General features: G+C 48.7%; 21 protein-coding genes. 13 read left to right on the top strand and 8 right to left on the bottom strand.

The window, feature by feature from the left end; all coding sequences use genetic code 11:
• Positions 1–41: 41 nt before the first annotated feature.
• Positions 42–1,796: a DUF885 domain-containing protein gene (locus tag EYB30_RS08045; RefSeq protein ID WP_166838403.1), complete on the bottom strand. Its 1,755-nt coding sequence runs from the start codon at positions 1,794–1,796 to the stop codon at positions 42–44.
• Positions 1,797–2,085: 289 nt separating this feature from the next.
• Between EYB30_RS08045 and EYB30_RS08040 the strand changes: the two genes are divergently transcribed.
• The 11 genes from EYB30_RS08040 to hemB all read left to right on the top strand — a co-directional run bounded on the left by EYB30_RS08040 (position 2,086) and on the right by hemB (position 10,629).
• Positions 2,086–3,114 carry a GGDEF domain-containing protein gene (locus EYB30_RS08040; RefSeq protein ID WP_166838402.1) on the top strand — a complete coding sequence of 343 codons (1,029 nt, stop codon included), beginning with the start codon at positions 2,086–2,088 and terminating at the stop codon, positions 3,112–3,114.
• Positions 3,115–3,213: 99 nt separating this feature from the next.
• The gene (gene ubiE, locus EYB30_RS08035) at positions 3,214–3,966 is read left to right on the top strand and encodes a bifunctional demethylmenaquinone methyltransferase/2-methoxy-6-polyprenyl-1,4-benzoquinol methylase UbiE (protein ID WP_166838401.1); all 753 of its coding nucleotides are present in this window, start codon (positions 3,214–3,216) and stop codon (positions 3,964–3,966) included.
• Positions 3,966–4,574, top strand: coding sequence for a ubiquinone biosynthesis accessory factor UbiJ (locus tag EYB30_RS08030; protein ID WP_166838400.1), 609 nt, complete (start codon positions 3,966–3,968; stop codon positions 4,572–4,574). Before ubiE ends, EYB30_RS08030 begins: the two co-directional genes overlap by 1 nt.
• The gene (gene ubiB, locus EYB30_RS08025) at positions 4,574–6,202 is read left to right on the top strand and encodes a ubiquinone biosynthesis regulatory protein kinase UbiB (RefSeq protein WP_166838399.1); all 1,629 of its coding nucleotides are present in this window, start codon (positions 4,574–4,576) and stop codon (positions 6,200–6,202) included. Before EYB30_RS08030 ends, ubiB begins: the two co-directional genes overlap by 1 nt.
• A 71-nt stretch (positions 6,203–6,273) precedes the next feature.
• A complete protein-coding gene (gene tatA, locus EYB30_RS08020) occupies positions 6,274–6,525 on the top strand; it encodes a Sec-independent protein translocase subunit TatA (RefSeq protein ID WP_166838398.1) in 252 nt (83 codons plus the stop codon).
• Positions 6,526–6,846, top strand: coding sequence for a Sec-independent protein translocase protein TatB (tatB, locus tag EYB30_RS08015; protein WP_166838397.1), 321 nt, complete (start codon positions 6,526–6,528; stop codon positions 6,844–6,846). It abuts the gene before it with no gap.
• Complete coding sequence (gene tatC / locus EYB30_RS08010) at positions 6,830–7,588, top strand: twin-arginine translocase subunit TatC (RefSeq protein WP_166838396.1); 759 nt, start codon at positions 6,830–6,832, stop codon at positions 7,586–7,588. The genes tatB and tatC overlap by 17 nt, the downstream gene beginning before the upstream one ends.
• Positions 7,585–8,079, top strand: a complete 495-nt coding sequence (locus tag EYB30_RS08005; protein ID WP_166838395.1) for a hypothetical protein — start codon at positions 7,585–7,587, stop codon at positions 8,077–8,079. Before tatC ends, EYB30_RS08005 begins: the two co-directional genes overlap by 4 nt.
• A 1-nt stretch (position 8,080) precedes the next feature.
• A complete protein-coding gene (locus EYB30_RS08000) occupies positions 8,081–8,896 on the top strand; it encodes a TatD family hydrolase (protein ID WP_166838394.1) in 816 nt (271 codons plus the stop codon).
• Positions 8,889–9,632 carry a GGDEF domain-containing protein gene (locus tag EYB30_RS07995; protein WP_166838393.1) on the top strand — a complete coding sequence of 248 codons (744 nt, stop codon included), beginning with the start codon at positions 8,889–8,891 and terminating at the stop codon, positions 9,630–9,632. Before EYB30_RS08000 ends, EYB30_RS07995 begins: the two co-directional genes overlap by 8 nt.
• Positions 9,622–10,629: a porphobilinogen synthase gene (gene hemB / locus EYB30_RS07990; RefSeq protein WP_166838392.1), complete on the top strand. Its 1,008-nt coding sequence runs from the start codon at positions 9,622–9,624 to the stop codon at positions 10,627–10,629. Before EYB30_RS07995 ends, hemB begins: the two co-directional genes overlap by 11 nt.
• 48 nt (positions 10,630–10,677) lie before the next feature.
• Here hemB and EYB30_RS07985 read toward each other — a convergent pair whose 3' ends face one another.
• The 7 genes from EYB30_RS07985 to rhlB all read right to left on the bottom strand — a co-directional run bounded on the left by EYB30_RS07985 (position 10,678) and on the right by rhlB (position 19,184).
• Positions 10,678–11,244, bottom strand: coding sequence for an SMI1/KNR4 family protein (locus EYB30_RS07985; RefSeq protein WP_206674594.1), 567 nt, complete (start codon positions 11,242–11,244; stop codon positions 10,678–10,680).
• A gap of 13 nt (positions 11,245–11,257) precedes the next feature.
• A complete protein-coding gene (locus EYB30_RS07980) occupies positions 11,258–13,774 on the bottom strand; it encodes an RHS repeat-associated core domain-containing protein (protein WP_166838391.1) in 2,517 nt (838 codons plus the stop codon).
• A gap of 2 nt (positions 13,775–13,776) precedes the next feature.
• On the bottom strand, positions 13,777–14,649 hold the full coding sequence (locus EYB30_RS07975; RefSeq protein WP_166838390.1) for a hypothetical protein: 873 nt from the start codon (positions 14,647–14,649) through the stop codon (positions 13,777–13,779).
• Positions 14,643–15,785, bottom strand: a complete 1,143-nt coding sequence (locus EYB30_RS07970; RefSeq protein WP_166838389.1) for a hypothetical protein — start codon at positions 15,783–15,785, stop codon at positions 14,643–14,645. Before EYB30_RS07970 ends, EYB30_RS07975 begins: the two co-directional genes overlap by 7 nt.
• 13 nt (positions 15,786–15,798) lie before the next feature.
• Positions 15,799–16,113, bottom strand: coding sequence for an RHS repeat domain-containing protein (locus EYB30_RS07965; protein ID WP_166838388.1), 315 nt, complete (start codon positions 16,111–16,113; stop codon positions 15,799–15,801).
• Positions 16,114–16,390: 277 nt separating this feature from the next.
• On the bottom strand, positions 16,391–17,932 hold the full coding sequence (gene gppA / locus EYB30_RS07960) for a guanosine-5'-triphosphate,3'-diphosphate diphosphatase (protein ID WP_166838387.1): 1,542 nt from the start codon (positions 17,930–17,932) through the stop codon (positions 16,391–16,393).
• Positions 17,898–19,184, bottom strand: coding sequence for an ATP-dependent RNA helicase RhlB (gene rhlB / locus EYB30_RS07955; protein ID WP_166838386.1), 1,287 nt, complete (start codon positions 19,182–19,184; stop codon positions 17,898–17,900). The genes gppA and rhlB overlap by 35 nt, the downstream gene beginning before the upstream one ends.
• A 102-nt stretch (positions 19,185–19,286) precedes the next feature.
• On the opposite strand from rhlB, the gene trxA reads away from it, so the two are divergent.
• On the top strand, positions 19,287–19,613 hold the full coding sequence (trxA, locus tag EYB30_RS07950; protein WP_166838385.1) for a thioredoxin TrxA: 327 nt from the start codon (positions 19,287–19,289) through the stop codon (positions 19,611–19,613).
• Between the two features lie 193 nt (positions 19,614–19,806).
• A complete protein-coding gene (gene rho / locus EYB30_RS07945; RefSeq protein ID WP_166838384.1) occupies positions 19,807–21,072 on the top strand; it encodes a transcription termination factor Rho in 1,266 nt (421 codons plus the stop codon).
• Positions 21,073–21,116: the final 44 nt, after the last annotated feature.

Below are 21,116 nucleotides of genomic sequence, written 5' to 3'. Positions count from 1 at the left end.
TCATGCCGCTGTAATGCCCTACGACTATGCTTTCACTGCTCTCACTGTGCTGATGCGCGCTGCTGCGCCGAGCTGATGTAACGACGCAGTTGTTGCTCCAGTATTGGTAACGGCAGGCTTCCGTTAACCAAAACCTGGTCATGAAACTCACGCACATCAAAGCGCTCGCCAAGTTGTTGTTCGGCTTCAGCACGCAAGCGCTTAATGGTAATTTCACCGAGTTTATAAGACAAGGCCTGCGCCGGCCAACTGATATAGCGGTCTATCTCAGTAGTAACATTATGCATCGACAGTGCAGTGTTGCCCGCCATAAAGTCAATGGCCTGCTGCCGGCTCCAGCCCATGCTGTGCATACCGGTATCTACCACCAAACGTGCGGCACGCCACATCTCATAAGTTAAGCGGCCAAAGTTACTGTAGGGGTCTTGATAAAAGCCCATTTCCAGGCCTAAATACTCAGAATATAAGCCCCAGCCTTCACCAAAGGCTGAGGTGTAAAAGCTGCGGCGATATTCGGGTAAATCGGCTTGCTCGCGCGCCAGCGCAACCTGCAGATGGTGACCGGGTACCGCTTCATGTAAGGTTAACGCTTCCATCTCATACAAGGGCCGCCGGTCCAGGCGGTAGGTATTAACCCAATAAAAACCGGCCTGATCATCGCGCGAAGGCCCGGAGTAGCGGCCAGTGGTGTATTTAGGCGCTATTTCGGCTGGCACCGGCACCACGCCATAAGGTGTGCGCGGCAGCGTTTTAAATAACTTAGGCAACTCGGCGTCGGCTTTTTTCGATAAAAAGGCCGCATAACGCATCAGCTCGTCCGCTGTTTTTGGGTAAAACTGCGGATCGGTGCGCAAGAAGCGGATAAAGTCAGCGAAACTGCCGTTAAAACCAAGTTCGCTGATCACTTGCTGCATCTCAGCACGGATCCGTTTTACTTCATCCAGTCCTATCTGATGCACTTCGGCCGGCGTCAGCGGTAACGTGGTGTAATGCTGCAGCCGGTTTTGGTAATAAGCCGCGCCATTGGGTAAAGCACTCGCCGCTATGGTATCACGGGCGCCGGGCAAATATTCGTCCAGCATAAACTGGTAAAACGCCTGATAGGCCGGGTTAACCGCTAACCGGATCTGCTGTTTGGCATCGGCCTGCAGTTGCAACCACTCTTGCTCGCTGATGTAAGCAGGCTGAGTGCGAAACGGCTGAAAAAACACGCTTTGTGTCGGATCTGCGGCGACATAAGAAATAATGCTCTGCTCAAACCCCGCCAACACCGCTTTAGGTTGGGTCATCCCCGTGGCCAACCCCTGACGCATCCAGTCGGTTTGCTGTTGCATGTAACGTGGTATCGCAGCTAACTGACGAATATAATTCTGGTAGTCCGTCAGGCTTCGCAAAGCACTGCGCTGTGCTAAAAAGCCCAGGCTGGAATGAAAGCCTGATTCAGACGTTAATGGCATCAGGTGAGCACCAAAGCGGTATTCATCAATTTTGTCTGCCAGCCGGTAACTGAGAATAGCGTGGTTAATCCGGTTTTGCTCCGATAACGCACTGACGTCAAACTGTTCCAGCTTACGCTGCCAGCCCAGTCGTTGTTGTTGCCGCTGTGCCAGCGCTTCGGCCGACATATCGGTCAGCTGCCCCGGCTCAGTTTGTTGCAAGCGTTGCTCAGCCTGCCATAACTGTTGTGCTAATTCAGTAAAGCGCTGATCAATACGCGGCGACGTCGCCGCACAGCCCGATAGCAATATAACCAGAGCAAACTTAAGCAGCGCTTTAGTGGTACAGGTAGCGTGCATGGTGATGATTCCCAATAAAATAGATCCCTCGATTGTAACTGCTTTGCCAACAGAAAACAGGCCGTTGGACGACGGCGAACCGCTTTTAATCTTATTTTATTGCGGTTATCGCCTGTCGGGTTGCAGAGAAATCCAGCAAGCTGATGTTATTTTCTTCAGCTGACAGCCCTGGCTCACAGAGCTGTTGCCAGTATTGAATATTCGCGTACTATGGCAGCAGTAGTTTATACGTTTACATCTGGCTGGTGCCTGCACCGCCGTGTTAACAAGCGGAGTTTTATGTGATCTTATGAAGTATCAGGATTCACTACAGCAAGCCAGTGAGAAAGCAGCTCAGGTTAAGATATTCTTACAACGCATCAAGCTTGCGGCACATCCGGTAAACTACGCCGTATGTTATGAGTATATTAGCGGTCAGAACGAGCAACTGTGTCATATCATCGAGCAAAAGCTGACAGCGCAAGCGCCGCTTGACGATTTTGTCATGGCCGACTTATACAGCCGTTTTTTAACCCGCGACAATCCCAAACAAGAACAACTTTTGCAAGACGCCACCGGCATGGTCAGCCGGGTTGCAGCTTATACCGACGTTGCAGCCGAACAACTGGATGACTATTTGCAGCAATTGGATACGGGTATCTTGCAGCTGCAGCAGCACCCAAGCCCGGATACAAAAATCAATACCACTGTGGCACAACTGCAGCAGGCCACCCGCGAGTTCCGCCTGAGCCAGCAACAAATGCAACAACAATTACTGCTGGCCAATCAACAAAGCCATCAGTTGCGCCATGAATTAGAGCAGTTAAAGCAACAACGATTACTCGATCCGCTAACCGGCTTGTACAACCGTCTGGCCATGCAAAATCAACTGGATGTCTGGTTTAGTGAGCAACCACAGCGCCGTGTCGCGGCGATCGCTGTTAATCTGGACCATTTCAGCCGCTTTAATCAGGATTACGGCAGTGCCATTGGCGATGTGATTCTGGCGAAAGTCGCGCGTAAAATCAGTAGCTATGTGCAAAGCAGCGGTTTACCGGTACGTTCCGGCGGGGAAGAATTTTTGATCCTGCTGCCCGATGTTGACCTACGCAGTGCCAGCGAAATTGCCGAGCAAGTACGCCGCGGCGTCGAAAAACTGCGTTTTGTGTCCTCACGCAGTAAGAAAACCCTGCCCAAAGTCACCATTTCGCTGGGGGTATCTTTGTACCAACACAGTGAAAACTGGTACCAGTTCCTTGGTCGTACTGCGGCAGTGCTATTGCTGGCCAAACAACGCGGCCGCAATCAGGTGGCAAATGAAGCGATGCTGGCAAGCTGACAGCCAGCTTAAAACCGGTGCAAAAAGCCAACAGATAAGTTGGCCTCTGCGCTGTTATCTTTTACACTAGCCGCATTTATCAGCCTACAGGCCCGCAGCATGACCGATCAGAATTCAACCACCCATTTTGGCTACAAAACCGTCGCCGCCGAGCAGAAGGTATCACTGGTGGCCAATGTGTTTCACTCCGTGGCGGCCAAATACGACCTGATGAACGATTTGATGTCGCTGGGTATTCACCGTTTATGGAAACGTTTTACCCTGGATTGCAGTGGTGTGCGTCCCGGCCAGCAGGTGCTGGACCTAGCTGGCGGCACCGGCGACATTAGCGCGCTGTTTTCAAAGCGGGTAGGCCCGACCGGTAAAGTGGTGCTGGCCGATATCAATGCGTCTATGTTAAAGGTAGGCCGTGATAAGCTGCGTGATCTTGGGCTGGTAAACAATATTGATTATGTGCAGGCCAATGCCGAAGCTCTGCCCTTTGCCGACAACAGTTTTGATATTATCAGCATAGGGTTTGGCCTGCGTAATGTGACCGATAAAGACGCTGCGCTGCGCTCGATGTTCCGCGTGCTAAAACCCGGTGGCCGGCTGCTGGTATTGGAGTTTTCCAAACCCGAGCAGGAGTGGCTGAGTAAAGTCTATGATCTGTACTCGTTTAAATTGTTACCGGCGATGGGCCAGTTAGTCGCCAATGACAAAGAAAGCTATCAATATCTGGCCGAGTCTATTCGTATGCATCCGGATCAGGACACCTTAAAAGCCATGATGCAGGATGCCGGTTTTGCCGAGGTTAGCTACCATAACCTGACCGGTGGTATCGTCGCGCTGCATCGGGGTTACAAGTTCTGATGCTACCGTTATTGCCTCAGTTGCTGTGTGCTGCAGCCGAAAAGGCGATAGCCCGGCTAATAACGATGGACCCGGACGCCCGGCCCAGATTAGCGCGCCTGGCCGGTAAGCAGTTGTCATTCCGGTTAAAAGAGTGGCCAATAACGCTGGTACTTAGCGCGACCAGCGACAGCATCTTATTCAACCAACACGACGAACCGGTAGATTGTGCCATTCAAACGGATATGGCCAGCTTGCGCCTGCTACGCGATCCCAGCCAGCTTACCCGACTGATTAAAGCCGACGCGCTGCAAATTGATGGCGATATTCAGGTGGCGCAGCAGTACAGCGGTTTTTTTCAGCAGTTAGACCCAGACTGGCAACAAAGTTTATCGCGTTATATTGGCGATGCCGGGGCGCATAAAGTCGGGCACAGCCTGGCACAACTGCAGCAGTATCTCAGCGCTAAAGGCCAGGCCCTGCAGCAGATGACCACCGAACTGGCACAAGACGAGCTGAAGCTCAGCCCGGGCAAAACCGAAATGGCGTTATTTAGTCAGGCTGTCAGCGAGCTGGCCGCACAGGTCGATGTGTTTCAGCAACAACTTCTCGCCGTCCAGGAGCTCTAGTGCGTATCAGCCGTTTTTATCAGATCCAAAAAACCCTGCTCCAATTCGGCCTGGACGAGCTGATCCCGCCACAATGGCAACCCTGGTATGCCCGTTTACTGCGCCGCAGCCTGTTTTGGCTACGTAACCGTTACCCGGATGAGCCAGTGGGTGTGCGGCTGCGTTTAGCCCTGCAAAGCCTGGGGCCGGTGTGGGTGAAGTTTGGCCAGATGCTGTCCACCCGGCGTGATCTTTTCCCGGCCCATCTGGCCGATGAGCTGGCCAAATTGCAAGATAAAGTGCCGCCGTTTGACGGTGCCAGGGCACAGCAGCTGATAGAACAAGCGCTGGAGCTGAACAACATTGCAGAATTATTCCATCAGTTTAACCAAACCCCTCTGGCGTCTGCGTCGATAGCCCAGGTGCATACGGCGCAGTTGCAACTTGCCGATGGCGCTATGGCCGATGTGGTGGTTAAAGTCATCAGGCCGGATATTAAACAGCAAATTATGGCAGATTTAGCCCTGATGGATACCCTGGCCGACGCCGCCGCACGCTTTTTACCGGATGGCAAACGGTTACGCCCGCGCGAAGTGGTGTCTGAGTACCGCAAAACCATTCTCGATGAGCTAGACCTACAGCGCGAAGCGGCCAACGCTATTCAGCTAAGGCGCAACTTTGATGGCTCAGACTCGCTGTATATCCCCTTTGTGTATAGCGATTACAGCCGCGCTAATGTGATGGTGATGGAACGCATTTACGGCATCCCGGTGTCGGATATCGGTGCCTTGCAACAACAAGGCACCGATATGGAGTTGCTGGCAAAACGTGGCGTGGAAGTGTTCTTTACTCAGGTGTTCCGCGACAGTTTCTTCCATGCTGATATGCACCCGGGTAATATTTTTGTTAGCCGTGAAACACCGGCGAATCCGAAATATATCGGCATTGACTGCGGCATTGTCGGCACGCTGAATGCTGAAGACAAACGCTATTTGGCGGAAAACTTTGTTGCCTTTTTTAACCGTGACTATAAAAAGGTCGCCCAATTACATGTCGATTCTGGCTGGGTGCCCGCCGATACCAAAGTAGAAGAATTTGAAAGTGCCATTCGCACCGTCTGCGAGCCGATTTTCCAAAAGCCGCTGGCCGAAATCTCTTTTGGTAACGTGCTGCTAAACCTGTTTAACACCGCGCGCCGCTTTGATATGCAGGTACAGCCACAACTGGTGTTACTGCAGAAAACCCTGCTGTACATAGAAGGCCTGGGTCGCCAGCTGTACCCGCAGCTGGATTTATGGAAAACCGCTAAACCCTTTTTAGAAAATTGGGTTAAACAACAGGTCGGCTTACCGGCAGTATGGCGTCAGGTAAAAGAAAACCTGCCGTTCTGGGCAGAAAAGTTGCCACAAATGCCGAACCTGTTGCATCAGTATCTGGAGCAGGGGCCGAAACAACAGCGTCAGCTACTGTTGCAGCTGCAACAACTGGCGCAGCAACAGCATAAGGCCAAAGCACAAATAGTTGCGGCTACCTTTGCCGCCGCCAGCCTGATCAGTGCTAGTATAGTGTTCAGTTTTGGCAGTGCGCTGCCGGCAGCGATATTGCTGGCCGTCAGCGCGGCTTTCGCGGCTAAAGCACTATTGCGATAATAACTTTGTCACAACAACGACATATACTGCCGCCATCCCGCTGTAAGCGGCAGTAAACCAGAGGAAAAACTATGTTTGGCAATATTAGTATTTGGCAGTTACTTATTGTGTTGGCGATTATTGTGTTGCTGTTTGGCACTAAAAAATTGCGCGGTATCGGCTCTGATCTCGGCTCAGCCGTAAAAGGCTTTCGTAATTCAATCAAAGATGCACCGAATGACGACGAACCTGAGCAGCCGCCAGCGCAGCAGCTGAACGAAAAAGCAAAGGCCGACACCGACAGCAGCAAGCAAACCAGCCACACTGATAAAGATAAAGTGTAAATGGGCTTTTGGGAACTGGTCGTTATCGGTGTGGTGGCTCTGCTGGTGCTGGGGCCGGAACGGCTGCCCGGCGCTATTCGCTCGGTGCACAAAACGGTACGCAGCATAAAGCAATTTGGCCAGCAAATGCAGGCCGAGTTGAACAACGACTTGCGTACCCATGAACTGCACCAAAAACTCAAAGATGCCGAAGCCAAAGGTCTGCTAAACCTGACCGAGCAGGAGCAAGCCGCCCTGGCCGAGTTAAAGCAGGCCGCCGCAGAGGTGAATACCCCTGTCAGTACAACCACAAAAGATCAGAAGCATGAGCCTGAACGCTAACCCCGACAGCCTGCTTGGCCATTTAGTTGAACTACGCAACCGCCTGCTGCGCTGCGTTATTGCCGTGATCCTGGTGTTTGCTGCGCTGGCAGCCTTTGCACAGGATATTTATCATTTGCTGGCCAAGCCGCTGATTGCCGTACTGCCGCAGAATAGCAGCATGATAGCAACCGACGTAGCCGCGCCTTTTTTTGCGCCGTTTAAGTTAACCTTTATCGTCGCCATCTGCCTGGCTATTCCGTATATTTTGCTGCAGGTCTGGCAGTTTATTGCTCCCGCCCTGTACAGTCGGGAAAAAAAGCTGATGGCCCCCTTGGTTATCAGCAGCACACTGTTATTTTACAGCGGCATTGCCTTTGCCTATTTTGTGGTGTTTCCGATTATTTTTGGCTTTTTTACCAGCGTTGCGCCTGAAGGCGTCACTGTGGCCACCGATATCAGCAATTACCTGGATTTTGTGCTGAAGCTGTTTTTCGCCTTTGGCTTATCCTTTGAAATCCCGATCGCCATTTTGTTAATGGTCTGGACTGGCGTCAGCACCCGCGATGCTCTGGCCGAAAAACGGCCTTACATTATTGTGGGGGCCTTTGTTCTCGGTATGCTGCTAACTCCGCCCGATGTGCTGTCGCAAACCTTGCTCGCGGTGCCGATGTGGCTACTGTTTGAGCTTGGCCTGGCCCTTAGCCGCTTTTACCAGCCCCGACCGTCAGAAGAAACAGAAAAACAGGAAGAACAGTTATGAAGAATCTAGTCGCCGTCGCAATTGCCCTGCTCAGCTTACCATTGAGCGCCAGCAGCATACCGCCGGAACAAGCGCTCGAACTATGTCGGGCTGAACAAAACGCGCTGCGCCGCCTGACATGCTACGACAGCATCCAAACTGAACTTGGTCAGGCAAACACTAGCCCCGCGCGAACATTGCCGGCACAAGCTGCTGCACAGGCTAAAGCAGCCGCCCCCGCTAAACCAGCGGATGCTTTTGGTATGGAACACAAGCAAAATATAGATAACAGCACGGAAGAGCTGGATGTAATGGTAAAATCGGTCAGCTATAGTCCACGTAAAGAACTGATTGTTGAGTTTGACAATGGCCAGCGCTGGCGCCAAATTGGTACCGATTATTACAGCATCAAAGAAGGACAGCAGCACCGTATTAAGCGCGGTGCATTAAACTCGTTTCTGTTGGCCAACGACAATAATAACCGCACTATCCGAATTCGCCGCGAGCAGTAATATGGCGCAGTGGTGTGACATCGGCGTTAATCTGTTTAGTGCACAGTTTGAAGCAGACAGAGCGGCTGTAGTGCAACGGGCTGCCTATGCGGGTGTCAGTGACTTGATCCTTATAGGCAGCGATTTGGCAGAGAGCCGGCAAAATATCGCATTTTGCCAGCAGCATGCTGGTTGCTTTACCACCGCAGGCATACACCCCCATCAAGCCGCTTCTGCCGCGGCGGGATGGCAGCAACAGCTACAGCAACTGTTATCACAGCCTGAAGTGGTAGCCGCAGGCGAGTGTGGTCTGGATTTTAATCGCGACTTCTCGCCCCGGCCGGTTCAGCAGCAAATATTTGCCGAGCAGCTACAGCTGGCCAAAGCCGCAGCCAAACCGCTGTATTTGCATGAGCGCGATGCCTTTGATACCCAACTGGCGATGTTAAAAGAGCAACAGGTAAACCTGGGCGTAGCGCATTGCTTTACCGGTGACTTACAGCAGTTGCAAGCTTATCTGGACCTGGGCCTGTACATAGGCATCACTGGCTGGGTATGCGATGAGCGCCGCGGTCAGGCCTTGCAACAGGCACTGCGTTATATACCGGCTGACAGATTATTGCTGGAAACCGACGCGCCCTATTTGCTGCCAAGAACCTTGCAAGCTAAACCGAAAAACCGCCGCAATGAACCGGCATTTTTGCCCGCGATAGCCCATGTCGTTGCTGGCTTAACCGCAACAGATATTACCACTTTAGCCGCGCAAACGCTGGCGAACAGCCGTCGCCTGTTCGCCCTGCCACCGTTAAGCGGCTCAGGAAACGCGGCCAATGACTAACGTATTGCCGTATTTTATCGCAGGCGTATTAGCTGGCGTGCTCTTCACCGGCTTCGCCGCAGCACTGTTACTGCTGCGCCGGCAAAAGGCGGCGGCAGAGCTGGAAAGTCAGCTGCGTAGCCACAGCTTTGAGCTACAAATAACACTGGACGAGCTGGCCGATAAAAACCAGCTCTTGCTGGCGCAAACCCAACTGGATGCCCTATCAGGCATTTATAATCGCAGCTACTTTGACCAGCAGATGCGCTCTGAACTAAAACGCAGCCGGCGGGAACAGCGCTCACTGGCGCTGGTACTACTGGACATTGATCATTTTAAGCATATTAATGATAAGCATGGCCACTTAGCTGGCGATCAGGCAATAAAATTTGTTGCCCAACTGATCCGACAGCAATTAAAACGCCCGGCAGACAAAGTGTGTCGCTATGGCGGCGAAGAATTTGCCCTGATTCTACCGAATACCGGCCTGCCCGGCGCTCAGCAACTGGCCGAGCAAATCCGCCAGCAACTAAGCCAGAGCACATTAACTGTTAGTGAGCACCACTTTAGCCTGAATATCAGCGCTGGTTGCTATGCCGCCGTTCCCGGCACACAAAGCGACAACGACGAATTTATTGCCTTAGCAGACCTGGCGCTATATCGCGCCAAAGCGGCCGGACGTAATCAGGTACACGGTTATCCGCCGAACTCTGCCAGCACAGCCGAAACAGTGACAGGAGAAGTTAATGAACACTAACCGTTATTTTCCCGCCAGCAGAATGCGCCGGATGCGCGAGCATGATTTCAGCCGCCGTTTAATGGCCGAGCATCAGCTAACGGTAAACGACTTAATTTACCCGATGTTTATTATCGAGGGAGAAAATAAGCGCGAGGCGATAGCATCAATGCCAGGCATAGAGCGCCTGAGCCTGGATTTACTGCTGACCGAAGCCAAAGAGCTAGCGGTCTTAGGTATTCCGGCGATTGCCTTATTTCCGGTCACGGCAAGCGACAAAAAATCGCTGCAGGCCGAAGAAGCCTGGAACCCGGATGCGTTAGCGCAGCGCGCCGTGCGCTTGCTAAAACAGCAGGTGCCAGAGCTGGGCATTATTACTGATGTGGCACTGGACCCGTTCACTACCCATGGCCAGGACGGCATTATCGATGATAACGGCTATGTGCTGAATGACATTACTACCGCCGCGCTGATTAAGCAGGCGTTATCGCATGCCGCAGCGGGCGCTGATGTCGTGGCACCGTCAGATATGATGGATGGTCGCATTGGCGCTATTCGCGAAGCGCTGGAAGACGCTGGCTTTGTCAATACCCGCATTATGGCGTACTCAGCCAAGTATGCGTCCAGCTACTATGGCCCGTTTCGTGATGCGGTAGGCTCGGCCGGCAATTTAAAAGGCGGCAATAAAAAAACCTACCAGATGGACCCGGCCAACAGCAACGAAGCCTTGCATGAAGTGGCGCAAGACTTAGAAGAAGGCGCTGATATGGTGATGGTAAAACCGGGCATGCCGTATTTGGATATCGTACGGCGGGTAAAAGATGAATTCGGTGTGCCGACTTTTGCCTATCAGGTCAGCGGCGAATATGCCATGCACATGGCAGCGATTCAAAACGGCTGGTTGGCCGAAAAGCCGGTGATTATGGAATCGCTACTGGCCTTTAAACGTGCCGGTGCCGATGGCATTCTGACGTACTTTGCCAAAAAGGTAGCGATGTGGTTAAAGCAAGATTTTTGAAACACAAAGCCCCGCAAAAGCGGGGGCATTGTATCTAAGTTATATTTATTAGCTCGTTAATATTTTAGACCTGAACAGCTTATCAAGCCTCAATATTTCCTCAGACAGCCACGAATCGAAATTTTCCCATTGAAATATAATTTTTCCATCACCTTTAACGCTAACACGTTCGACCGTTCCTTCACCATTTACTAAAGCGTAAGATCCGTCCTCTTTATAGAAGCCAACAATAAAATCTTCATCTCGCAGTCCTTTAAGTCTTGCCGACCAGTTTGGGATGTATGCATCAGAAGGATAGTTGTGAACATGAGAGTCATGTTTCCTATCTTTAGGAATGTACCCCAAAACCTTTAGACTCCCTGAATAACAAATGAGACCATTCGCTATGCCCAGAAAAGCTCTATATTGCTTTGGGATACTTAGCTGAACTCTAGATTCAAATTCTCTTATATCAGTTTCACTTAATGGGGAGTAAATAACATTTAGGAATGCTTTCGGAGCAATTTCTGGACGATGGCCAATAAGTCTGGTCCCAGCATCATTGATTAAATCATTTGACGTAGCCCAAGCATTCATTCTTCGTAAAACTTTTTCATCAAACTCATTCTTATTCATAAAATTCTTTCTATTACAAATTATTAGGACATACCAATTCGGCACATCCCATTGTTGAAATGACTGATGTTGGATCTGGAATTTCTGAAAGCAACTCTAACCCAGTTGCAAGTGCACCGACAACTGTTGCTGAAATTGGAACATTCGTTCCACCTAGCTCTGCATGAAGGGCCATATGATCTGCGCCTTCCATAAACGTAATATTATCGGGGTTTTCTGCGATAGCTATCTTTTCATCAAGCGTATTTCCTGAGCTAACCGAGGGCTCATGATGTCCATGCATATTCTTAAGCTTACCAGTTGTAGCTAGTTCCTGAGCTCGCGCATTACTCAAGTTTGATCTTGTCTCTCCTGTCTCTAATAAGGATTGACGCTCTTGTTTTAATGCTGCTCTTCTTCCTCTAGCCTTGGCATTATTTATCAACCGCTGCTCATATGACCTTAAAGTATTAATAGCAGGTTGAAGGAGTTTCTTTTTAGCAGATTCCCCACTAGGGTCGATCATATTGATTGGATCATTATGTACGTAAGCATAAAGATTCATTTGGTCTTCATAACCTATTGGATCTGTCTGCAAGAAGCGGCCTAACTTTGGCTGATAAATCCGTGCTTTGTAGTAATACAGCCCTAGCTCTTTAAGTGCTAGTTGCCCGGTGTATTGGAACCGGCCATTGTTACTGCTGGCTGGTACACCATAAGCATCATAGGTTAGCTTTTGGGTCATTGCGCCAAGGTGGTTGCTATGCGCAACAATACTGCCCTGATGATTTGAGTGCAGAAACGTAGCCGCTGTAATTGCAGTTCCCGTGCCAGAGAACTGCACCAATGGATCGTCTACATTTGAGCCATGCACATAGCGCTCTGTTAACGCTCCTGACGCGTTATATTCCGCCACCAGCTTGTCACCATGATACAGAAACTGCTTTTTCACGCCGTTTATCGTTGCTTGATATAAGCGCCCAAGCGGATCGTAGATAAAACTGGCATTTTTACTTGTTCCTGCGCTGGTAAGCAGGCGGTTCTCATTATCATAACCGTACGTTGTAGTATGCACGCCATCGGCTGTTAAATTGCCGTTGTCGTCATAATCTAACGCCTTACCAGCAACGTTAGTATACTGATTCAAATCATTTGAAACGTAGCTGCCCAATAGACTTCCTGTTTGCGCATGGCGGAACAGGTTGTTACTGACGCCCAAACTGGTTAACTGATTTACAGGGTTGTACGAGTAGCTGTAGGTAACATCATTCGTCGTGCCAGCAAAATTTGTATTTTGCGTAGCTAACCGACCTATAGCACCATACGAATAGCTGGTAGTGGCACCTGTACCGTTATTTCTGCTGATGCTTTTTACGTTACCATTATTTGCATAGGTATAGCGGAGCAACTGACTACCAGCACTATTTGTAATTGATAATTGTCGATCATTAGCATCAAATGCATAGTTGAAATACACATTATCGGGAAAGGTAATTCTGGAAAGATTGCTGTTTAAATCATAATTAAAACTTAGCTTTCTGGTGATTGCACTTGAAAGCGGGGTCCCCATCTTCGTGGTGGTCGTTTTTAAATTGCCGATAGCATCGAAAGTGTTTTCAATACTTTCACCTGAGTAATTGTATTTAGCGCTAAGCTGCAAGCCTCTAAAATCATAGGAATAGACTACCGGCTGACTACCAATTGGCGTTTTACTAATTAGTCTGTTATTTCTATCGTATGCATAAGTAAATATTGCACCACTTCGCTTACGTTCCCAGTTGATATTGCCGTAGTCGTCATAGTCAAACTGGCTATAACCACCGCCAGCGGGATAATGCACGTATTCCAACCGCGCGTAAGCATCATAGTCAAATTCTGTAGTATTACCATTAGCATCTGTAACAGACCTTAAAAGACCTTTGTTAACAGAATCATAGGTGTTTTCTTTATATACTTGCTGCAGTGACGTGCCGTAAGCCTTATACACCTTTTTTATCTGGCCAATATTGTCATATTCATATTTTTCAACCCTGTCATAGCCATATTGGCTATGGTAGGTTGGTGTGCAGGCATCGTAAGACAAATTGCCAAAGGTTGCTGAGTTTAATCGCCTTACCTTGCAATTAAGTCGCCCGTAACTGTCATAGTTTGATTGGGTGTAATTTGTAATGTTACCGGAAGCATCTTTTACGCCAATCGAATCAACCAAGCCACGTGAGTTATACGTATAGTTGGTTGAGCTAACAATTGTAAAAGAACTCCAATTGGCAGGCGCCACTGACTCGTTCTGCCATGTTGCCAGTTCGCCTTTCTCAACTCTTACAAGCTGTGAATTGGTATTATAAGTGTTTCGTACTGCCTGATATTTTAACGGTCCAGTACCATCAGGATCCGGGTATATCGTACCCGTTAATTTGCCTTGAATATTAAATCTATCTGCGATGGTATGAGGCCTCTCTGTCTGCACGGCTAATACACCGACCGAAGCCAGAAAAAGCGGGACAAACATTAAGGCTTTCAAAAGTTTAAATTTATTGTGCTGTTGAATCATTATTAATACTCCCGCCCAATATTACAGTCTGTAATTCCAGATTTTGGACTTGTGGAGCCTATCCGGTTGCCATAGCGATCATACTGATAGCAAGTTGTCCAAGTGGTTGTCTCATCTTGAGCACTAACTTTTTCGCCAAGAAGAAACAAGTTGTTCCCGCTGGTTCCCGAGCCGTATTCATACGTTATTGTAACTTTGTCGTTTCCAGTACAGTTTGTGCCGCTCGCATTTGAATTTTTACAATAAGACTTACTTGATACCAACCAAATAGGAACTGATGCTGTAATCATCGAGCCAGAGCTGTTTTTGTATCGGGCGTAATATTGTTGATACTGATAAAACTCTTTTCCAACTTTGTTTGCTGCGTGGGCGGGATAAGTAACAATGCTAACACCACCTGACTGCGGATGATATTGATACCCTGTGACACCACGTGTCGCGTTCAACATATGCAATTGGGTCACCGAAGCAGGTTTGTGACAAAATTTGTAATTAACACACTGGCCTGGATAATACATGTATGGATAAGTGTATTTCACTACCATGCCACCCGTATCTACGGTTTTTAAGCGGCCATAATCGTCGTAAATATACTCTGTTGTTTGGCCGTTTAGCTTGTTTTCTATCTTATTAACTTTATTGGAGAAATCTCTATCTAAGTAAATATTACTTTCCCAACTACCTACCTCATAAGGAACTGCCAACCTTGCTTGCGAGCTATAAAAGTATTGATTATTTGTAACGTTAACATAATTAATTGCTTTATAACCGCTAGCCCAAACTTGGCGCGCGGTGTAACCCCTATCAATATTTCTCCCTCCGTTCATGAAATTATATGTTGTGGTAACCCCATGGTTAATTGCTTTAGTTAACACCCGCGACTGCCATAACCAGTTGAATAAAAAGGAGGAATCATTATCAAAGTGAAGCCATTAGCATATGTATAACTAACATCAAGCCCAGTAGTATTTTTTACCTGTGTAATTCTAGGAAAGAAATATGTGCCCGGATTAACTGGGTATGGCCTGCCTTGTTCAATATCTATGGCTTTATGAATAAACTCGGTTGAAACCCCATTGGCGCTTTTAACTTTAAACGTGCTTTGGCCGATGTACACGGCTCTTGGCATACCGTCTGGCCAATAAAATTGAGCCTCTGGCCATAAACCATTAACACTACAGACATTACCGGTCGTCGTGCATACTTCTACTGCATTATTTAAAGCAATTATCTTTGAGGGGAATCGATCAGACCAGTTTAGGGAGTCAGCAGGTACGTTTGGATTTGACGTTGCACTTCGCTTTGCTGCTTCCAACGGGCGTGAATGAACATCATAAATATATTTCAGCTGCAAACCATTGTTGGTCGTTACGCTTGTTATTTTGTCTGAAATAGCCGTGCCTTGTTTATGAATGGTTATGGTAAAACCATTTGGCTCTTCAATTTTTACCATAGACGCATAAGCTGAATAATCCGGTGTTAATACACTGGGAATTACAGATCTCGAGTAAAAGTACACTCTTGTTCCATTTCGCTTCGTCAAAATAAAGTGACGACTGTCATCAGCAACCGTCAGGGTATCAAGCCCTCCAGCAAGCCCTTCAAAAGCGCCATCCTGATTGATGATAAAATCATAACTACCTTCATGATCGGCTACTTGTATAACCTCAAAAAATTTACGTTGATTATTTTCACTATATTCATCTGTATGAACGGTTCTTCTAACCCCGCCCCTGTATTTGTCTTTATAGCCGGATATATATGCGTCTAAATTAACCGCATCACTCGAATTAATAGTTATGTGGTGAGAGAGCGTTAATGGTCCGGAGCCGATAGAAACGGTGTTCAAATTATAGTACAACAGCCCGGATGCCATATTTACATTATTGCCATCTACGATACTGTAGTGCGGTTCGCCGAACTCGACGATGGGGGCGCTAGCTTTGGCCCCGGTACTTATAATAATTCCTGCGGCGCTAAGCAAAAGAATTACTTTCTTTAAAAAGGTCATATAAATATCCTAATCAATCACAAGCAGCTGTAGAAACGTTGGTTCGGTTACCAGCATCGTCGTAAACAAACTTGCGATTACCTGCTACAGCGTCTTGAACACAGACAAGTCTGCCCAATGCATCATATTTGTAAATAATATTTGGGCTGGTAGCGGCAGTTGACTGAAAGCTAACTTCGGCTTCAACCCTCTCAACGAGCTGTGTGCTCGCTTCAACCTCTGATTGCTTTTGTTCCGCTTCAACTTTTGGGGCCATGAACGGATTGTTAATTTTTGCGGATATAAAGCTCGGGCTTACCGCGATAACAAATAGTAAAAATCGCATCATCTTATATAAATCCCACCAAATGTAAAAAAATATATTTTAAGTAAAAAATTTTTCAATTTAAATGGTTCTATGGTTTTTATTATGAGACAACTAGATAACTATGAGAAATGTGGGGTTAAATTCTGACTTTATGCTGGAGTGAAAAATTAAAGTTAACAATCATAAAAATTTTGTCTGCATGATTTACAAACAAAAACCTGCTGGGTCTACATATTGCAATTAGATAAGTAAATGAAATTCTTCCAAATAGAAGAAATACGTAAATAGGAGAGCTTATCTACTTAATCAGCAGCTCCCAGCCGGCTTGCTGCTGATACTGTACTTCCTGCTCCAGCTCGGCCCGCATCAACGGGTGTTGCTCTAACCAGCCGGCCGGCATGGTTAACACTAACTGCTCGCCTTTGCTGCTAATAGCAACCTGCGGCAGCACTTCATGTCGGCGACGCATCGACAAAATCACCGCCAGGCGTAAAATGCGCGTTAAACGCACCGTTAACAGCACCGAGGTCATGGTTTGGCGGGCAATAATTTCGCGGCTGATGTCGGCTCTGTGGTTATGCACCAACGCCATCACCAGCTGTTGCTGCGCCCGGGTAAAGCCGGGTAAGTCCGAGTGGTTAATAATGTAGGCACCATGGTGATGGTGGTTTTTGTATTCTATCAATAAGCCCAGCTCGTGCAGCAATGCACTGCATTTGAGCATGCTGTGGCCTTCAAATTTGTTTAGATCCCAGCGGCTTTGCAGCTGATTAGCCAGCTCTGCGGCCATTTCGGCCACACGCTCAGCATGGCGTTGGTCTATAAAGTAGCGCACCATCAGGCTGCTTACCGTGCGGCTGCGCACATCGCTATGCTGTAGCTGCGGCAGCATGCTGTACAGCACCCCCTCACGCAGCGCACCGCCGGACAACGTCATACCACCAATATTTAATGTACGAAACAGCGCTATAAGAATAGCCAGACCAGATGGAAATACTTGTTTGCGCTCTTGCGCCAGCCCAGTAATGCTCAGCTGCTCCATCCGGCCGCAAGCGAGCGCTTGCTGCATAATATCTTCCAGCCGGCTTAGGGTGATCACTTCATCTTTACCCTGCGCCACTAATATTTCCTGCATCGCCTGCACGGTACCAGACGCGCCCACCGCCAGTTGCCAGCCCGTTTGCTGATATTGACTGGCAATGGTCTGCACTTGCTGTTCAGCAGCTGCAATAGCCTGGCTGAAGTTATCTTCGCTTAGTTCATCATCGGCAAAGTAGCGCTCAAGATAGGTAACACAGCCCATATTCAGGCTGGACAACAACAACGGGTTAAAACCAGCGCCAATCACCACTTCAGTACTGGCACCGCCAATATCGATTACCAGCCGGTTCGTATCGCTGTTAGAGGTATGCGCCACACCCAGATAAATAATGCGTGCTTCATCCTCGCCACTGATCACCGTGACTTTCTGGCCCAGAATCGTTTCAGCTTCTTTCAGAAAGGTTTTAACATTTTTGGCAAGCCTTAGCGTGGCCGTGCCGACAATGCGGATGTTCTGTGGCGGGATGTCTTGCAAACGTTCGGCAAACAAGGCTAAGCATTCCCAGCCACGTTTCATCGCTTTGCGGCTTAATACCAGGTTTTCGTTTAAACCGGCAGCTAAGCGCACTTTGCGTTTTACCCGGCCAATAACCTGTACCGAGCCGCCGACCACTTTAACCATCAGCATATGGAAGCTGTTGGAGCCAAGATCAATCACCGCATAGATATCCTGATGCGGTGACTGATCGGCAGTAAGGGCCGGATTAACGAGGACGGTTGCGAGGAGCTCTTGCGCCATTACTGCTGCGTCCACCTGAGCCGGAACGGCTACCGGTTCTGGCCTGACCGGCGCGGCGGCGAACCCGCGGCTTCGGTGCTTTAATATCATCCAGCAAGGCGCTGGCGTCATACTGGGTAACCGGGATCGGGTGACGGATATAGTCTTCAATCGCGGTAAGGTTTAGCGCATAACGCTCACAGGCAAAACTAATGGCTTTACCGCTTTCACCGGCGCGGCCGGTACGGCCAATGCGGTGCACGTAATCTTCGCAGTCATCCGGTAAGTCATAGTTAAATACATGGCTTACCTTGGGAATATGCAAGCCACGCGCCGCTACATCAGTCGCGACCAGGATATCCAGCTTACCGCTGGTAAAATCTTCTAAAATACGCAGGCGTTTTTTCTGGATTACATCACCAGTCAGCAAACCGACACGGTGGCCGTCTGCTTCCAGCCAGGCATGTACTTCTTCACACCAGTGTTTGGTGTTAGCAAATACGATGGCTTTATCCGGCCACTCTTCCTCCATCAGCGTTAGCAGTAGCGGTATTTTGTGCTCATCTGACGGATAAAACAGCTCTTCGCTGATGCGGCTGCCGGTCATTTCTTCCGGCGCAACATGAATATGCACAGGCTGATTCATTTTTTCAAATGCCAGCTCCTGCACCTTGTACGACAAGGTTGCAGAGAACAACAGGCTTAAACGCTCGGTAGCCGGTGGCATACGGTTAAACATAAAGCGGATGTCTTTAATAAAGCCCAGATCAAACATCCGATCTGCTTCATCCAGCACCACTACTTGAATTTGTGATAAGTCATACAGGCCTTGCTTTAAATAGTCGATTAAGCGGCCGGTGGTGCCAATTAAAATATCTACGCCATTTTCTAACAGCTGCCGTTGAGTATCATAGCCTTCGCCCCCATAGATTAGGCCAAGGCGCAGGCCGGCTTTTTCTGCCAGCAATTTAGCGTCCTGATGGATCTGAACCGCCAACTCCCGCGTAGGTGCCATAATAATGGCCCGCGGCTGACCAGAGCCTTTTGGCTCATGGGTTAGCAAGTGGTGGAATGTGGCCGTTAAGAACGCCAGTGTTTTACCCGTGCCCGTTTGGGCCTGGCCGGCAATATCTTTACCGGCTAATGCCAGTGGTAAACATTGGGCCTGAATGGGCGTACAATAGCCGAAACCTTGCGCGTTTAATGCGTCAAGAACCTGTGGCGCCAATGCGAAATCGGCGAATTTATGTGAAGTTAAGTGTGTTTTATTCATACGGCGCTAAGCATAACCGTTACGCTTGCAATAAGGAACAGCCACGTTTAAATTGATAACACTTTTTTGCAGCAATCCTGCATAGCACTAGCGGAGACATAAATGAGCGAACATATTTTACAGGTTTCAGATGACAGTTTTGAAACCGATGTACTAAAAGCCGACACCCCGGTTTTAGTCGATTTCTGGGCAGAGTGGTGTGGTCCTTGTAAAATGATCGCTCCTATTCTGGATGACGTGGCGCAGGAATACGCTGGCAAGGTAACCGTGGCCAAAGTGAACATTGACCACAACCCGAATACGCCACCAAAATTTGGTATTCGCGGCATTCCAACCCTGCTGTTATTTAAAAATGGTCAGGTCGCTGCCACTAAGGTTGGCGCGCTGTCAAAAACCCAGTTAAAAGAGTTTCTCGATGGCAACATCTGAGTAAACTGAAAAAAGGCGTATTTTTATACGCCTTTTTCTGTTTCAACGCTGGACGCACCAGTAGCCAGCTGCTATTGTGTAGCCAATAAAACGTTCTAAACCACGCTTGTCTGTCGAAAAACCACTTCCAAACCTTATTTTATCGAACCGATAAGCATTACGCTGTTTTTATATCAACAAGAAACCCATCAATATGCATTTAACAGAACTGAAACTAAAGCCAATTAGCGAGCTGGTTGAATTGGCTGAGTCTATGGGCCTGGAAAATATGGCCCGCCTGCGCAAACAGGATATTATTTTCGCCATCTTAAAATCACATGCCAAAAACGGCGAAGAAATTTTCGGTGACGGTGTGCTGGAAATCCTGCAGGACGGTTTTGGTTTTCTGCGCTCCGGCGACAGCTCTTACTTAGCCGGGCCGGATGATATCTACGTATCACCGAGCCAAATTCGCCGCTTTAACCTGCGCACCGGTGATAGCATTTCCGGCCTTATCCGGCCACCCAAAGAAGGCGAGCGTTATTTTGCCCTGTTAAAGGTAAACGAAGTCAACTTTGGCCGCCCGGAGCAGGCACGTAACAAAATTTTATTTGAAAACTTAACGCCACTGCACGCTAACTCACGCCTGCGGATGGAACGTGGTAACGGCAGCCGTGAAGATATTACCGCCCGGGTACTGGATTTAGCCTCGCCTATCGGTAAAGGTCAGCGGGGCTTAATCGTGGCACCGCCAAAAGCCGGTAAAACCATTTTGCTGCAAAATATCGCTCAGTCTATCGCCGCTAACCACCCGGATTGCGTGCTTATGGTACTGCTGATAGACGAACGTCCGGAAGAAGTAACCGAGATGCAGCGTCTGGTTAAAGGCGAAGTAATTGCCTCTACCTTCGACGAGCCAGCCAGCCGCCACGTACAAGTAGCTGAGATGGTTATCGAAAAAGCCAAGCGCCTGGTTGAGCATAAAAAAGACGTTATTATTTTGCTGGACTCTATTACCCGTTTAGCCCGTGCGTATAACACCGTGATCCCAAGCTCCGGCAAGGTATTAACCGGTGGTGTCGACGCCAACGCCCTGCATAAGCCAAAGCGTTTCTTTGGTGCTGCGCGTAACGTAGAAGAAGGCGGCAGCTTAACCATTATCGCTACCGCTCTGGTGGATACCGGCTCGAAGATGGACGAAGTGATTTACGAAGAGTTTAAAGGTACCGGCAATATGGAGCTGCACCTGTCGCGTAAAATCGCCGAGCGCCGAGTGTTCCCTGCTATCGACTTTAACCGCTCGGGTACCCGCCGTGAAGAGTTACTGGCGTCGCCGGAAGAGCTGCAAAAAATGTGGATCCTGCGCAAAATTCTCAACCCAATGGACGAGACCGAGTGCATGGAGTTTTTAATAGACCGGTTGTTGATGACCAAAACCAACGACGAGTTCTTCGATGCCATGAAGCGGCAAAAAAGCTAACTGAGTTAACGTTTCAAAAGCCGGCCTTAGAGCCGGTTTTTTCT

It is taken from the genome of Rheinheimera pleomorphica (assembly GCF_011634895.1).
Lineage (GTDB): Bacteria > Pseudomonadota > Gammaproteobacteria > Enterobacterales > Alteromonadaceae > Alishewanella > Alishewanella pleomorphica.
Note: the sequence above shows the minus strand (reverse complement) of the source record. Positions and strands in the feature narration are given on the sequence as shown.